Here is a 14,362-nt window from a genome sequence, read left to right as displayed (position 1 = left end):
TGGAACGAGGATCCCAAGCCGTTCGTGTGGACCAAGAGCGCTGAAGAGATCCTCGAATCCCTGGCTAAATATTGCCGGCGAATTTCAGGCGCATGACACTAGCGAGGTGCCGCGAGGACGTCCCGGAGCACGTCCTCCAGCGTGATGCGGGCCAGCTCGCGCCTCAGGGTCTCCTCGATGCCGTCGTAGATGCCCTGCATCGCCGGCTGGATGCCGTAACCCACCACGCACCCCTGGTCCGGGGTGGCGCGGTGCATCGCGAACAGCGGGCCGGGTTCCACCGCCTCGTACACGTCGAGCAGGGTCATCGACTCCAGGTCGCGCGCCAGCGACCAGCCCGCGCCCACGCCCCGACGGGACTCCACGAGCCCCGCCCTGCGCAGCTCGCCGAGCAGCCGCCTGATCACCACGGGATTGGTGTTCGCGCTGGTCGCGATCTGCTCGGACGTGGCGACCTCATGGCCCTGGCGCTGGTAGAGGCTGATCCAGGCCAGCGCGTGGGCGGCGATGGTCAACCTGCTGTTGGCGCTCATGAAACCCGTCCTCCCAGCCGTAACGCTCCATGTTACGACCGCTCAGTCGTAACAGCAAATGTTGCGATCAATTGTCGTAACTATTAACGTTACGACTGTCTTGAGAGATCGATCAGTGAGGTGGGAAGAATGAACAAGCCGCTCAAGGGCAAGGTCGCCCTGGTCACCGGAGGGTCCCGCGGGCTGGGGGCCGCGACCGTACGGCTACTGGCCGAGCAGGGCGCGGACGTCGCGTTCACCTATGTCAGCTCCGAGGAGCGGGCGCAGGCCGTCGTCGACGAGGTGCGCGGCACGGGAGCCAAGGTCGTCGCCTTCAAGTCCGACCAGGCGGACATGAGCCGGGCGCCGGCGCTGATCGACGACGTGGTCGCGCACTTCGGCGGCCTGGACATCCTCGTCAACAACGCGGCGATCTCGCCGGAGCAGGGCCGCACGGTGGACGACCCGGACGTCGACACCGCCGCGCTGGACCGGATGCACGCCACCAACTATCTCGGCGTGATCGCCGTCATCCGGGCCGCCTCCCGGGTGCTGCGCGCGGACGGCCGCATCATCACGGTGAGTTCCGGACTGGGCTCCCGGGTCGGCCTCCCGGGCCTCGCCGACTACTCGGCGACCAAGTCGGGGGTCGAGAGGTACACCATGGGCGTCGCGCGAGATCTCGGGCCCCGGGGCATCACGGCCAACGTCGTGGAGGCCGGACTGATGGAGAGCGGAATGGAGCCGCCGGACCCCGAGACCCTCAAGACCCTGGTCGGCTCGCTGTCCCTGCAGCGCGTGGGCCACCCCGACGAGATCGCCGTGGCGATCGCCTTCCTGGCGAGCCCCGCCGCGTCGTACGTCACGGGCGCGGTGCTGGACGCCCACGGCGGCTACAACGCCTGAACCGGACCCCTGCCGTATTCGCGCTCACGCGGTGGGGCGACAAGCACCCGCGCCTTGAAGGCCACGCATGGGAACCGGCCGGCTCCCGTCACCCTTCGATCGTGGGCGGCACGAGGTACGCGGCCGAAACCACGGATCGCGCCGCGGGCCACGTCGGCACGTGATCTTCCCCTCTGGACGGCAGCGGGTTTTTCGCGGTCCGGTCACCGGCCCCGGAACGGCTCAATCGGCCACCCGCCCGGTGTCGGGCCCGGAGGCCGTCCCGGGTTTGTCCGGCACGACGACGAGGCTGACGACGCGACGGGTGCGGCCGTCCCCCTCGGCGTGGCTGACCCGTGAGAGGACCGCGCGCTCGATCTCCTCGATCATCTCGGCGAATTCATCGTCGGTCAGACATACCGCCGCCTGCCGGTAGACCACGCCGTCCGCGATGGGATCGGCGTCCTCGTGGGCGAGATAGCGGCCGAAATCCGACATCAACGATGCCGCGAACGTGGTGAACGCCCGTTGGTGGTCCTCCCGCGTCATCGCCGCCCGCGCCGTGGGGTCGACCACCGCGTGCTCCGGGCGCACCCGGTAACTGCGCTCCACCGTGCCGCGCACCCGTCTCTCGTCCGCCACCTCCAGCACGCCCGCCTCGGCCAGCACGGCGATGTGCCGGTACATCGTCGCCGGCGCGATGTCGGGCAGGCGGTCACGCAGCTGTGCGGTGGTCATCGGATCGGTGTCGAACAGCGTTTGCAGGATGCGCATCCGGACGGGATGCAGGAGAAGGTCCGCGGTTGCCATGCGCTAATGTTCCCACATACGATAAAGTTATCAAAGTTGATAATGATGGGATGTGGGACATGCGGGACGTCGGCATGACAGCCATCGCGGACGACGGACTGCCCCTGGCCGGCACGCTGACCCTGCCCGCGGGTCCCGGCCCGCACCCGGCCGTCCTGCTGCTGCACGGATCCGGGCGGCTGGATCGCGACGCCAACACCGGCCGGCTGCGCATGGGGCTCGGACCGCCGCTGGCCGCCGCGCTCGCGAATGGCGGGATCGCCACACTGCGTTATGACCGGCGCGGCGTCGGCGCCACGTCCGGTGACTGGCGCGCGACCGGATTCGCCGACAACCGGCACGATGCCGCCGCCGCACTCCGCGCCCTGACCGGACGGCCCGACATCCGGGCGGACGCCATCGGCGTGGTCGGGCACAGCGAGGGTGCCCTTCACGCCATGTCCCTCGGTGCGCACCCGGGGGTCGGAGCGGTGGTGCTGCTGGCCGGGTTCGCCCGCCTGGGTGAGGACGCCCTGCGCTGGCAGGCCGGGATGATCGCCCGCGATCTTCCCGCGCCCGTACGGCCGCTGCTGCCGGTCCTGCGAGCCCTGGCAGCCCGGCAGCTGGCCCGGATCAAGACGACCGGCACGGACGTGGTGCGCGTCGCCGGGATGCCGGTGAACGCCCGGTGGATGCGGGAGCTGCTCGACCACGACCCGCGCGCGGACCTGGCGAACATCCAGGTCCCCGTTCTGGCGATCACCGGCGGCAAGGACGTCCAGGTCGACCCCGCGGATCTGGACGAGATCCGCAGGCTGGTGCCCGGCGAGGTCGAGATCCACCGGATCCCCGACCTCACCCACCTGTTGCGCCGTGACCCCGGTCGTCCGTCGGCGCGCTCCTATTCACGGCTGCTGCGCCGACCGGTCGACGCCGACCTGCTCGCGCAGGTGGCCGACTGGCTCGTCCACCGGCTCCGGGAAACGCCCCGGGAGATCCGCACCACAGAGAAGGCGGACCCTCCTGACGAAAAGAAAGGTTCGCCGGTCGAAATCCTCTGACCCGACCATTCCGGTCGGTAGTGGATCGGCCGGGAACCGTGTCCGGCCGGCGCGCTCGTCTCCGTTCCTCCTGGGCTCGCCGCCGACCATGTTGTTCCGCGCCGGCCGTCGAGGATGCTCCGGCCGCAGTTTCCGCTCGTCTCATGCGGAAGGAATCAAGGATTCCTTCGTGCCACACCCGTGAAAGGGAAAAGACGTGACCACCGCACCCCCCGTTCGCCAGCACGATGACCTGGCCCTTTTCTGGGCCGTCACCTTCACGACGAGCTGGGCTTTCTGGCTTACCGCGATCACACTCGGTGGATCGGCGATGAGTTTCCCCACCGTCGTTCCCCACCTGCTCGCCGGCTTCGGCCCGATGATCGGCGCGATCGTGATCCGAGCGCGCCGCGCCCGCCGCCGCCGGCCCGTCCCCGCTCATACGGTGAGACTCCGGCTGAGCACGCGGCTGTTCTGGGTGCCACCCCTGCTGGTGGCGGCATCGGCGACCGTGGTGGCGGCCGCGCTGCTCGCGTCCCTCCTGGGTGGTCCCGTGGTGAGCCTGACCGCGGGGCAGAATCTGATCTCGACCGTCGGTGGACCCGTGGCGTTCTTCGTCAGCATGCTGGTCGCCGGTCCGCTGTCCGAGGAGCCCGGTTGGCGCGGTACGGCATATCCGCGCCTGCGCGCGTCGTTGAGCCGGTTCCAGGCCGGTCTGCTGCTGGGTGTCGTCTGGGCGGTATGGCATCTGCCGCTGTTCTTCGTCCCCGGGACCATCCAGGCCGGATTCGGCCTGTTCAGCTGGAGCGGGCTGCTGTTCACGATCAGCGTCATCCCGATGGCGCTGCTGACCGGTTACGCCTACGAGCGTGCCGGGGTCGCGGCGTCGATCGTGGTTCACTTCGGCGTCAACGCGACATTGGCCCTGTTGGGCGTCAGCTCGCCGATGACGCTGGCGTTCATCGTGGCGGTACAGACCGTCGTCGCGGTCGCGCTGCTCGCCTGGCAGCGCGATCGCCGGGCGGACCCGCCGGTCGATGTGGACTCCCACCCACACCGGGTCGTCACCCGGGCGTAGCGCCGGATCGGCCGGACCCGCGACTGACCGGTTCGAAAGCCCTCCGGGATGATCCCGGAGGGCCTTCGCCGTGCCCGTCCGCACGCTACGGCGAGGTCGTCCCGCGCCCCGAGCCGTCCGCGGGCGCCTCCGTCGTCGCCGGGGCTCCCGTCTCCAGCAACCGGCCCTCGGAGAGCCGCAGCCAGCGGTCGACCTTGATCTCCGCGAGGAAGCGCTCGTCGTGGCTGACCACCACGAACGCGCCCTCGTAGGCGCTGAGCGCGCTCTCCAGCTGGCCGACGCTGACCAGGTCGAGGTTGTTGGTGGGTTCGTCCAGCAGCAGCAGCTGGGGCGCCGGTTCCGCGTACAGCACGCAGGCCAGGGTGGCACGCAGCCGCTCACCGCCGGACAGCACCTCGACGGGCAGGTGAACGCGGGAACCACGGAACAGGAAGCGGGCGAGCAGGTTCATTCGCTGGGCCTGCGGCATCGCGGGGGCGAACGCGGCCAGGTTCTCCGCCACGGTGCGGCCGAGGTCGAGCAGGTCCAGCCGTTGGGACAGGTAGGCGACCCGGCCGTCGGCCCGCCTGGCCAGGCCGCCCTCCGGTTCCAGATCCCCGTTGACCAGACGCAGCAGGGTGGACTTGCCCGCGCCGTTGGGGCCGGTCAGAGCGATCCGCTCGGGTCCCCGGATCGCCAGGTCGGCACCCTCTCCCGCGAACAGGGCCCGCTCGCCGTAGTGGACCTGCATACGTTCGCCGAGGAAGACCGTACGTCCGGCCGGGACGTTGGTGCCGGGCAGTTCCAGCGTGATCTTCTGCTCGTCGCGCAGGGCGCGGCCCGCCTCGTCGAGCCGGGCCTTGGCGTCGTTGACCCGCGCGGTGTGGATCTCGTTCGCCTTTCCCGCCGACTCCTGGGCGTCGCGCTTCATCGTCCCGGCGAAGATCTTCGGCAGGCCGGCGTCCTTGAGGCCGCGGGCGGCGTTGCCGGCCCGGCGTGCCGCCCGCTCGCGAGCCTGCTGCATCTCCCGCTTCTCCCGCTTGACCTCCTGCTCGGCGTTGCGGACGTGCTTTTCCGCCACCTCCCGCGCGGCGCGCGTGGCCTCCTCGTAGTCGGTGAAGTTCCCGCCGTAGGAGCGGACATCGCCCCGGTCGAGTTCGACGATGCGGTCCATGCGGTCCAGCAGCGCCCGGTCGTGACTGACCAGCAGCAGGCAGCCGTTCCAGTCCTCCAGCACGTCGTGGAGCTTGCGGCGCGCGTCCAGGTCGAGGTTGTTGGTCGGTTCGTCGAGCAGCAGGACGTCGGGCCGCTTCAGCAGCTGTGCCGCCAGGCCGAGGGAGACGACCTGACCGCCGCTGAGGGTGCGCAGGCGCCGGGTGAGGGAGATCTCCCCGAGGCCGAGCCGGTCCAGCTGAGCACGGGTGCGCTCCTCGATGTCCCAGTCGTTGCCGATCGTGGTGAAGTGCTTCTCGTCGGCGTCTCCGGACTCGATGGCGTCCAGGGCTCTGATCACCGGAGCGATCTCCAGGACTTCGGCCACGGTCAGGTCGCCGGTCAGCGGCAGGCTCTGCGGGAGATAACCGAGCACGCCCTTGACGGACGCCGTTCCGCCGGTGGGCCGGTGTTCGCCGGCGATCAGCTTGAGCAGGGTGCTCTTACCGGCGCCGTTCGGGGCGACGAGGCCGGTACGGCCGCCGCCCACGGTGAAGGACAGGTCCTGGAAGACCGGGGTGTCGTCGGGCCAGGAGAAGGAAAGGTTCGAGCAGATGATGAACGCATCGGACATGCGAGAGACCTCGGGTGGGATGCGGGCGCGCCGGAGCCGCCCGGCAGGGACCGGTGAAATGACGACATGACCACGGCCACGGCGACGGCGCTCCTACGCGCCCGCCGGTGGCCGATCGCTTCCGATATCACCCGGAGATGTCGTCGTCACCTATCACTTCTGGTCTCCCTGATTTCCTGTCACTCGCAGCCCAGCATATTAGATGCGAAAAGGTGCGAGCGCTAGCCTCTTTCTCGGCCCCCGACCGGCCCCCACTAGCCCCGACCGGCCTCCGACCGGCCTCCGACCGGCCACGACCGGCCACGACCGGCCCTAACCAGCCTCCGACCGGCCACGACCGGCACGCCGCGGGGGAAGCGACGGATCTTCCGAAGCCCCGACGACGTCGGGGCTTCGGTCATGCGGTCCGTGTCGCAGGGGTCGCGGCGGGAGAGGGGCCGGTGCGAAGGCGGGCGGCCCGCCAAAACCGGGGCCGCGGTCATCACGAACCCCTTTCCGTACCAGACAAGATCCTGCCTTCTCCGCGGTGACCATGGCCCGGTCCAGATGTCTTCCAACGCCGGTTCAAGTGCTTCCGGCCTCAGCTAGCCGCTGGTGGGAACGGGTAGCCCTTTCCAGGGAGATGTCCGTCAAGGGGGCGAAAGCATGAAGCGTGTCGTTACGGGCGCGGTGATAACGAGTATTGGCCTGGGGATCGCGCGATGGCTCAAGTCGCGCCGCACCCCGGGCATGATCCATCACGACCCGAAAGCGCCGTACCGGTGGCAGTGGGTCACGATCAACCGCCCGCCGGAAGAGGTGGCACCGGACGGGCGTCTTCCCGAGCCGCTGGCTCGGCTCGGGGACGCCATCGAGATCCAGAAGCGCAAGGCGCCGGGCGACAAGGGCACCGAACTCGGCGCGCGGTTGCGCCAGCGTACGTCGACGGCGGGAGCCGGCGGGATGGTACGCCGCATCAGCGGCGACGACCCCAGCCAGGAGGTGCGCAGGGCTCTGCGCGAGGCCAAGAGCCTGATCGAGATCGGGGAGGTGGTGCGCGTCGAGGACTCGATGACGATGCGGGAGCCGACCCCTATCGGCAAGTTGCCTGACATGGCGACTCAGCGTGCGGGCGGAGAGGGACGACAGTGAAGGCAGTGTGTTGGCAGGGTGTGAACGAGCTGTCGGTGGAGCGGGTCCCCGATCCCCGGATCCTCAACACCCAAGACGCGATCATCAAGGTGAACCTGACCACGACATGCGGCTCCGACCTGCATCTGCTCGGCGGCTACATCCCGGCCATGCGCGCGGGGGACGTGATCGGCCACGAGTTCCTCGGCGAGGTCGTCGAGGTCGGCCCGGAGGTTCGCCGGCACAGCGTGGGCGACCGGGTGGTGGTGTGTTCGATCATCGGCTGCGGCCGGTGCTGGTTCTGCGAGCACGACCTGTGGTCCCTCTGTGACGACACCAACCCCGAGCCGACGATCACCGACATGGCCTGGGGAGGCACCCCCGCGGGCGTCTTCGGCTACTCCCACGCCATGGGCGGGTTCAGGGGCAGTCACGCCGAGTACATCCGTGTCCCGATCGCGGACCGCAACGCGTTCGCCGTGCCCGAGGGGGTCAACGACCTGAGCGCCCTGTTCGCCTCCGACTCGGCCCCCACCGGCTGGATGGGCGCCGACCTCGGCGGGGTGAAGCCCGGCGACGTGGTGGCCGTGTGGGGCTGCGGCGCGGTCGGCCAGATGGCGGCCCGCGCGGCGATGCTCCTCGGCGCCGAGCAGGTCATCTCGATCGACCGCTACCCTGAGCGCCTGGCGATGACCCAGCGCTACATCGGATCCGAGACGATCGACTACTCCAGCACCGACATCATCGCCGAGCTGCGGGAACGGACCGGCGGCAGAGGGCCGGACGTCTGCATCGAGGCCGTCGGGCTGGAGGCCGACAGCACCGGTACGCAGCGCGTGTACGACAAGGCCAAGCAGCAGCTTCACCTGGAGCATGACCGGCCCACCGCGGTACGGGAGGCCATCTACGCCTGCCGGAAGGGCGGATCGGTCTTCGTCCTCGGCGTCTTCGCCGGACTGGTGGACAGGTTCCCGCTCGGCGCGCTGATGAACAAGGGACTGACGCTCCGGGGGGCGCAGCAGCACGGGCACCGCTACATCCCGATGCTGCTGGACCGGATGGCCAAGGGCGAGCTGACGACGTCGCATCTCGCGACGCACAAGATGTCGCTCGACGACGCGCCGAAGGGATACGACTACTTCAAGAACAAGAAGGACGGTTGCGTCCGGGCCGTGTTCCGTCCCTGGGCGTAACAGCCGTACAGCACCGCGGCGCGCGCTCGGGCGCGGTTGCCCGGGGATGGGAACGGCCTGGAAACGGGGTGCGCACGACCGGTGGACGGTCGTGCGCACTCTCGTGTTGTGCCTGCTTTCGTGTCGTGCCCGCTTTGTGCCGTGCCTGCTTTTCGTGTCGTGCCCGGCTTGTGCCGTGCCCGCTCTCGTGCCGTACCCGCTCTTGTGGCGGGTCCGCCTCCCGTCATGCCCCCGCGTGGGCTCATGGATGGACCGGCCGCGAGCGTGTTCGCCGCCGCCCGCGGGCGATCACCATGCCGGTCTCGCGGTCGGTGGCCGCGCCGGAGAATGGCCGGTTGTCCGCTCAGCGAGCGAAGATGGGTCGTCGCCCTGGATACCGGTTGGGGTGAGGCCGGGATACGACAAGCGGACATCTCCATAGTGCCGTGTTACGTGGGCATATAAGCTAGGCGACGAATAGCCACGCACTCGATGAATCTGTCCGGATGCCGGTCCTCCGCAGGTTGGGCCGTCCTGTAACACCCCTGTCGTGAGGAGTCGGTGAATGCCGCGGGAAGGCGTCGGACCGGATTTCATCGAGGCCCTGGCCCGAGGGCTGGAGGTCGTCACCGCCTTCCAGCCCCACCGGCCGGTGATGTCGCTGACCCAGGTGGCCACGGCGACCGGCCTGGCCAGGCCGACCACCCGGCGCATCCTGCTCACCCTCCAGGAGCTGGGCTACGTGCGTTCGTGCGAGGGCGGGTTCGCGCTGACCCCCCGGGTGCTGGACCTGGGCGTGGCCTACGTGCGCTCGATGGGGCTGTGGGACGTCGCCCGCCCGCACCTGGAAAGGCTCGTCGCCCGCACCGGCGAGTCGTGTTCGATCGCCCAGCTCGACGGCTCCGACATCGTCTACGTGGCCCGGGTCGCGGTGCCCAAGATCGTGGGCTTGGCCGTGCAGATCGGCACCCGCTTTCCGGCGCGGGCGACCTCGCTGGGAAAGGTCTGCCTGGCCGCGCTGGCTCCCGAGGAGGTGGACCGCGTGCTGGCCGAGCCGTCCCGCTCCGGAATCGAACCGCGGCCGATCAGCCGCGAGGAGCTGGACGCCGAGCTGCGCGAGGTCCGCGCGCGCGGCTGGGCGTTCACCGACGAGCAGCTCGCGCCCGGCATCCGTTCGGTCGCCGCGCCGCTGCGCGACGGGTCCGGGCGCGTGATCGCCGGGATCAATGTCAACAGCCACGCCGCGGAGACCTCCCTGCAACGGCTCCTGGAGGAGCACCTTCCACCGCTGCTCCAGACCGCCGGTGAGATCAGCGCCGACTTCGCCCGGCTGGAGACGGTGCCCCACGTGACCCGGACGGCCGCTTCCTGACCGGTCGCGGGCCGTTCGAGTAACCGTTCGTTCGAGTAACCGTTCGAAGGTCCGTTCAGGGATCCGGTCGAGGAGCCGTGCGAGGGCCCGTTCAGCGGAGCCGCTCAAGGATCCGTTCAGCGGGGCCGCTCAGGGGGTGAGGACGATCCGGCCGGTCGCACCGCCCTCGTACTGGCGCCGCCACGCCTTTCCCGCATCCCGCAGAGGCACGCTCTCGTGGGCGACGGACAGCGTGCCGAGCAGGACCTGTTCGGCGATCAGCGCGAGAGAGGCGGCGCGCCGCTCCGGAGTCAGCTCGTTGTTGGTGTAGCCGAGCAGGCGCAGTGACCTGCCCCGGAGGGTGGCCGAGTCGATCGGGCAGGTCTCGCCCGCCGAGCTGCCGAGGTTGACCAGCCTGCCGCCGGGGCGCAGGGTGAGTGCGGCGGCCGCGGCCGGTACGCCGAACAGCGGGTCGAGCACCAGGTCGACCGGCCCGTCGATGACGGCGGCGAAGCGCGCCGCCAGCTCGTCGACGTCCTCGGTGTCGAGCGCGACGACGGCGTCGGCGCCGGCCCGCTCGGCCCGGTCCCGGGCGGCGGCGGACCGCGCGCCCGCGACGACCCTGCGGGCACCGGCGACGCGAGCGAACTGGACGGCCGCCTGACCGACCACGCCACCGGCGCCGAGCACCAGAACCTGTTCCCCCTCGGCCAGTTCGCCGCGCCAGGTCAGCGCCATGTGCGCGGCGATGGCCGACAGTCCCAGCGCGGCGATCGCCACCGGATCGACTCCGGGGGGAAGCCGCACCACGTCGTTCACCGGCACGCGGGCGATCTCGGCCATGCTCCCGTCCCCCGGCGCCATCCCCGCCGAGGTCGCGAACCACACCGGCCCGCCCTCGACGGTCCCGACCCCCTGCACGCCCGGCACGTACGGGGTCCGCGGCCTCCCGAAGTAGGACGTGCCGCTCGCACACAGCAGGTCCAGCGGGGTGATGGGGGCGGCCGTGACCTTGATCAGCGTCTCGCCGGGGACGTCCGCGGGCGCGTTCCGCTCGACCACCACCGGTGGACGGCCTGGCTCCTGGATCTCTGTCGCGCGCATGGGATCAGGTGGCGATGTCGGGATAGGGGAGCGCGAAGTGCGCGAGCCGTTCGGCGTACTGGCGCTGGAAACCGAGCGGTTCCTCGTGGTCGCGTTCGAACATCGCGATGAAGAGGGTGAGGGTGAGGAACGGATGCGCCCCGAGCTCGAACAGCCTGGGGTAGTCGTGCTCGGAGAGCGCGGCGCGTTCGGTGTCCTCGAAGCGCAGCCAGGTGCTCGACTCGCCGTCGGCGCAGTTGAGGATGCGGTTGGCCTGCTCTCTCTCCCACCACGCCACGGTGCCCCGGGGGTCCTCGCGGTAGCGCTCGACGAGTTCGGGGTCGCGGTCGACGGTGTAGAGGAACTTGTTCAGCAGGTACTTGCTCACTGGCCGGCTCCGTTCGGGTACCAGGTGAAGTAGGCCTCCATGGTGTGGAACAGGTCGTAGGTGTCGACGTAGTCGGCCTTCCTGCCCTCGCCAGCGACGCCCATCATCAGCATGAAGTCCATGAAGCCGTGGGTGGCGTTGCCCGGGGCGTGCAGGCTGTCCAGCGTCACCTCCGACAGGCAGCCCTCAAGGTCACCGGTGGAGATCCACTCCACCGCGCGCCGGTCGAACTCGGGGTCGGGGCCGTGCGGGCCGAACTGCCGGGGCCCGCCCAGCTCCAGCGACAGGTGCCCGGTGCCGATGACGGCGACCCTCACGTCCTGCGGCCAGGACTCCACCAGCTCGCGGATCGTCTTCCCGAGCTGCACGAAGCGCTTGGGACGCGGCAGCGGCGGGGCGAAGATGTTGGTGTAGATCGGCACGATCGGCAGGTCGTTCTGCGGGCGCAGCGTGATGATCGGGCACGTGATCGAGTGGTCGATCCGCAGCTCGTTGGAGAACGCCAGGTCGAACCCCGCGTCCATGCCCTCGCGCAGCAGGTAGGACGACAGGTCCTCCTGGCCCTTGAGCAGCATGCGCGGCAGCCCGAACTCGCGTTCCTCGTTGTGGAAGTTGGCGTCGTAGAACGGCGCCTTGCCGATGAGGAACTGCGGCATGTTGTCCAGCCACAGCTGGTGGAAGTGGTCCGAGCCCACCATCACCAGCACGTCGGGGCGCGCCCTGGTCAGCGTCTCGCGGAACGCCTCGACCTTGCGTACCCACTCGTCGGCGAACTCCGGGCGGTCCGCGCCCGTCGCGGTGCTCGCCCGGTAGTAGAACGGGTGGTGCGTGGACGCGACCACCGCGACCAGTTCGGCCATGGGATCTCCTTGTCAGCGGCCTGGGCAGGCGAGGTCAGGGACGGTCTTTCCGGGTGTACGGCACGGGCTCGACGGACCGGTTGTTGAGGTCCACCGAGAGGAAGATGTCGTTGCCGACGGGGTTGCGTATTTCCTCGGCGAGCTGCCCGATCAGCCCGGCGGTCCTGGCGAGCAGGGCGAACCCGCGCAGCAGCTCCAGGGGCAGGCCCAGGTCGGCCAGCGCGGCGGCGCACACTCCTGCCCCGTTCAGCGGCAGTGTCCGGCCCAGCACGCGCGGATGCACCCGGCCGATCGCGGCGAACAGCGACAGGTGCGGCCCGAACAGCCCCTCCTCGGTGGCGATCTCCATCAACCGGGGGGTGCGCGGGTCGCCCTCCTTGTGGACGTGGTGGCCCAGCCCGGGGACGAACCTCCCGGCCGCGCGCCGCGCCCGGACGGTCTCCAGGGCGAGGGCGTCCCAGCCGTCGTCGCCGTCCGGTGGGTCGTCGTCCACCGAGGCCAGCACGTCGTGCAGGAAGCGGCCGGTGTCCTCGGTGACGCCCAGGAACCTCGATCCGCCGCCCAGCAGGCCCGCCGCGAGCGCGCCCTGCACCGAGTCGGGCGCCGACAGGTAGGTCAGGCGGGTGACGATCGCGGTCGGGGTGAATCCGTGGTCGGCCAGCGCGGCCAGGACGGCCTCGAACACCCGGACCTCGCCGCGCTCCGGCCGTCGCTGGGTCGCCAGCCAGAACGCCAGCTCGCCGAACCCGACCTCGCCCATGACGTCCGCCGCCAGGTCGTGGCCGAGCAGGGTGATCTTCTTGAGGCTGGACGCGCCGAGCGCGGTCGGGTACTCGGGGCGGTCGATCCGCTCAGCCACGGTGGTCCTCCTCCGTGAACCGCTCGCGCGGCTCTCCGCGTGGTGCTCGTCCGGTTTCGGCGTCAGCCACGGCGATCCTCCGTGAACCACTCGCGCGGCTCTCCGCGTGGTGCTCGTTTAGCTCCGGCGTCAGCCACGGTGGTCCTCCTCCGTGAGCCATTCGCGCAGCTCAGCGCCGTGCTCGTCCAGCTCCGGCGGGGGCAGGCGGTATCCGGCCGGGGTCTGCGAGAACCTGATCGGATGACGCGTCGTCGGCACCGCCCGATCGCCCTCACCCACCTCAACGACCGGGTCCAGCCCGAAGCGCTCGGCCATCGCGAACCCGCCGTCGACGGTGTTGATCGGACCGCTGGGCACACCGGCCTTCACCAGCAGCTCGAACCACTCGACCGCGCCCCGTTCGGCCAGCCGCGCGACCAGGATCGGACGCAGCTCCTCGCGGTGCTCGGTGCGGTCGGCGTTGTGGGCGAACCGCGGATCGTCGGCGACCTCCGGGATGCCCAGGACCTCGCACAGCCTGCGGAACTGGCCGTCGTTGGCGGCGGTGACGATCAGGTCGTTGTCGGCGGTCGGCAGCGGCTCGTACGGGAACACGCTGGGGTGCGCGTTGCCCATCCGGTAGGGCACCACCCCGCCGGCCACGTAGGCGGAGCTGTGGTTGACCAGCCCGGTCAGCGCCGACGAGAGCAGGTTCACCTCGACGTGCTGACCCTGGCCGGTCGCGTCGCGGTGGCGCAGCGCCGCGAGGATGCCGATCACGGCGTGGTTGCCGGCCATCACGTCGAACACCGAGCTGCCCGCGCGGTAGGGCGGCCCGTCCGGATCCCCGGTCAGGCTCATCAGGCCGGAGATGGCCTGCACCATCAGGTCGTACCCCGGCACGTCGCGCCCCTCGTCCGACCCGAAGCCGCTGATCGAGCCGTAGACCACGCCCGGGTTGGCCGCGCTGACGCTGTCGTAGTCGAGGCCGTACTTGGCCAGGCCGCCGGGTTTGAAGTTCTCCACCACCACGTCCGCCCGGCGGGCCAGCTCGCGGGCCAGCTTGGCGTCGGTCTCGTCGCGCAGGTTCAGCGCGATCGAGCGCTTGCCGCGGTTGACGCCCAGGTAGTAGGTCGACACGTCGCCGCGGACCGGGGGTGTCCAGGACCGCGTGTCGTCGCCCCCCGGGCCCTCGACCTTCACCACCTGGGCGCCCAGATCGGCCAGCAGCATGGTGGCGTACGGCCCGGCGAGCACCCGGGAGAAGTCCGCGACCAGCACCCCCGACAGCGGCCCGCCGGTGATCTCGTCCGGCGACGCAGCGCTCACTGACATCCAACTCCTTCGCTGGTCCGCCCAATGGACACATGTCCGCTGAATAGATTCTGGCAAGTGGGCGCCATTCGTCAAGCAGGCCATACGAGGAAAAGATCTGTTGACAGCCGCAGTGTGAGGCACGACAGTACGAACAAACACGGTGACCGGGAGGCG

General features: G+C 70.2%; 14 protein-coding genes. 6 read left to right on the top strand and 8 right to left on the bottom strand.

Annotated elements, in window-relative coordinates; all coding sequences use genetic code 11:
- Positions 1 to 98: 98 nt before the first annotated feature.
- Positions 99 to 533: an Rrf2 family transcriptional regulator gene (locus ACSDR0_RS41235; protein ID WP_435294402.1), complete on the bottom strand. Its 435-nt coding sequence runs from the start codon at positions 531 to 533 to the stop codon at positions 99 to 101.
- Positions 534 to 662: 129 nt separating this feature from the next.
- On the opposite strand from ACSDR0_RS41235, the gene ACSDR0_RS41230 reads away from it, so the two are divergent.
- The gene (locus tag ACSDR0_RS41230) at positions 663 to 1,418 is read left to right on the top strand and encodes an SDR family NAD(P)-dependent oxidoreductase (protein ID WP_435294401.1); all 756 of its coding nucleotides are present in this window, start codon (positions 663 to 665) and stop codon (positions 1,416 to 1,418) included.
- Positions 1,419 to 1,640: 222 nt separating this feature from the next.
- Here ACSDR0_RS41230 and ACSDR0_RS41225 read toward each other — a convergent pair whose 3' ends face one another.
- Positions 1,641 to 2,207, bottom strand: a complete 567-nt coding sequence (locus ACSDR0_RS41225; RefSeq protein WP_435294400.1) for a helix-turn-helix domain-containing protein — start codon at positions 2,205 to 2,207, stop codon at positions 1,641 to 1,643.
- A 74-nt stretch (positions 2,208 to 2,281) separates the two neighbouring features.
- On the opposite strand from ACSDR0_RS41225, the gene ACSDR0_RS41220 reads away from it, so the two are divergent.
- Both ACSDR0_RS41220 and ACSDR0_RS41215 read left to right on the top strand, forming a co-directional pair.
- Positions 2,282 to 3,247 carry an alpha/beta hydrolase gene (locus ACSDR0_RS41220; protein ID WP_435294399.1) on the top strand — a complete coding sequence of 322 codons (966 nt, stop codon included), beginning with the start codon at positions 2,282 to 2,284 and terminating at the stop codon, positions 3,245 to 3,247.
- 196 nt (positions 3,248 to 3,443) lie between these two features.
- Positions 3,444 to 4,304, top strand: coding sequence for a CPBP family intramembrane glutamic endopeptidase (locus ACSDR0_RS41215; RefSeq protein WP_435294398.1), 861 nt, complete (start codon positions 3,444 to 3,446; stop codon positions 4,302 to 4,304).
- A gap of 85 nt (positions 4,305 to 4,389) precedes the next feature.
- Here the strand turns inward: ACSDR0_RS41215 and abc-f are convergent, their stop codons facing one another.
- Positions 4,390 to 6,069 carry a ribosomal protection-like ABC-F family protein gene (abc-f, locus tag ACSDR0_RS41210; RefSeq protein WP_435294397.1) on the bottom strand — a complete coding sequence of 560 codons (1,680 nt, stop codon included), beginning with the start codon at positions 6,067 to 6,069 and terminating at the stop codon, positions 4,390 to 4,392.
- A gap of 645 nt (positions 6,070 to 6,714) precedes the next feature.
- On the opposite strand from abc-f, the gene ACSDR0_RS41205 reads away from it, so the two are divergent.
- The 3 genes from ACSDR0_RS41205 (at position 6,715) to ACSDR0_RS41195 (ending at position 9,723) form a co-directional block, all read left to right on the top strand.
- Positions 6,715 to 7,200: a hypothetical protein gene (locus tag ACSDR0_RS41205; protein ID WP_435294396.1), complete on the top strand. Its 486-nt coding sequence runs from the start codon at positions 6,715 to 6,717 to the stop codon at positions 7,198 to 7,200.
- A complete protein-coding gene (locus ACSDR0_RS41200) occupies positions 7,197 to 8,372 on the top strand; it encodes a zinc-dependent alcohol dehydrogenase (RefSeq protein ID WP_435294395.1) in 1,176 nt (391 codons plus the stop codon). The genes ACSDR0_RS41205 and ACSDR0_RS41200 overlap by 4 nt, the downstream gene beginning before the upstream one ends.
- A gap of 544 nt (positions 8,373 to 8,916) precedes the next feature.
- Entirely contained in the window at positions 8,917 to 9,723 is an 807-nt protein-coding gene (locus ACSDR0_RS41195; protein ID WP_435294394.1) for an IclR family transcriptional regulator domain-containing protein, read from the top strand.
- Between the two features lie 129 nt (positions 9,724 to 9,852).
- Here ACSDR0_RS41195 and ACSDR0_RS41190 read toward each other — a convergent pair whose 3' ends face one another.
- From ACSDR0_RS41190 to ACSDR0_RS41170, 5 genes are all read right to left on the bottom strand, one after another.
- A complete protein-coding gene (locus ACSDR0_RS41190; RefSeq protein ID WP_435294393.1) occupies positions 9,853 to 10,806 on the bottom strand; it encodes a quinone oxidoreductase family protein in 954 nt (317 codons plus the stop codon).
- A gap of 4 nt (positions 10,807 to 10,810) precedes the next feature.
- Positions 10,811 to 11,173 carry a hypothetical protein gene (locus tag ACSDR0_RS41185; protein ID WP_435294392.1) on the bottom strand — a complete coding sequence of 121 codons (363 nt, stop codon included), beginning with the start codon at positions 11,171 to 11,173 and terminating at the stop codon, positions 10,811 to 10,813.
- The gene (locus tag ACSDR0_RS41180; protein WP_435294391.1) at positions 11,170 to 12,033 is read right to left on the bottom strand and encodes an extradiol ring-cleavage dioxygenase; all 864 of its coding nucleotides are present in this window, start codon (positions 12,031 to 12,033) and stop codon (positions 11,170 to 11,172) included. Before ACSDR0_RS41180 ends, ACSDR0_RS41185 begins: the two co-directional genes overlap by 4 nt.
- A 34-nt stretch (positions 12,034 to 12,067) precedes the next feature.
- Complete coding sequence (locus tag ACSDR0_RS41175; RefSeq protein WP_435294390.1) at positions 12,068 to 12,892, bottom strand: citryl-CoA lyase; 825 nt, start codon at positions 12,890 to 12,892, stop codon at positions 12,068 to 12,070.
- A gap of 129 nt (positions 12,893 to 13,021) precedes the next feature.
- Positions 13,022 to 14,206 (bottom strand): CaiB/BaiF CoA transferase family protein, encoded by a 1,185-nt coding sequence (locus ACSDR0_RS41170; RefSeq protein WP_435294389.1) that lies wholly within the window; start codon positions 14,204 to 14,206, stop codon positions 13,022 to 13,024.
- Between the last annotated feature and the right edge of the window lie 156 nt (positions 14,207 to 14,362).

Source organism: Streptosporangium sp. G11, from assembly GCF_051192615.1.
In the GTDB taxonomy this organism is placed as follows: domain Bacteria; phylum Actinomycetota; class Actinomycetes; order Streptosporangiales; family Streptosporangiaceae; genus Streptosporangium.
This window is presented reverse-complemented; position numbering and strand designations above follow the sequence as displayed.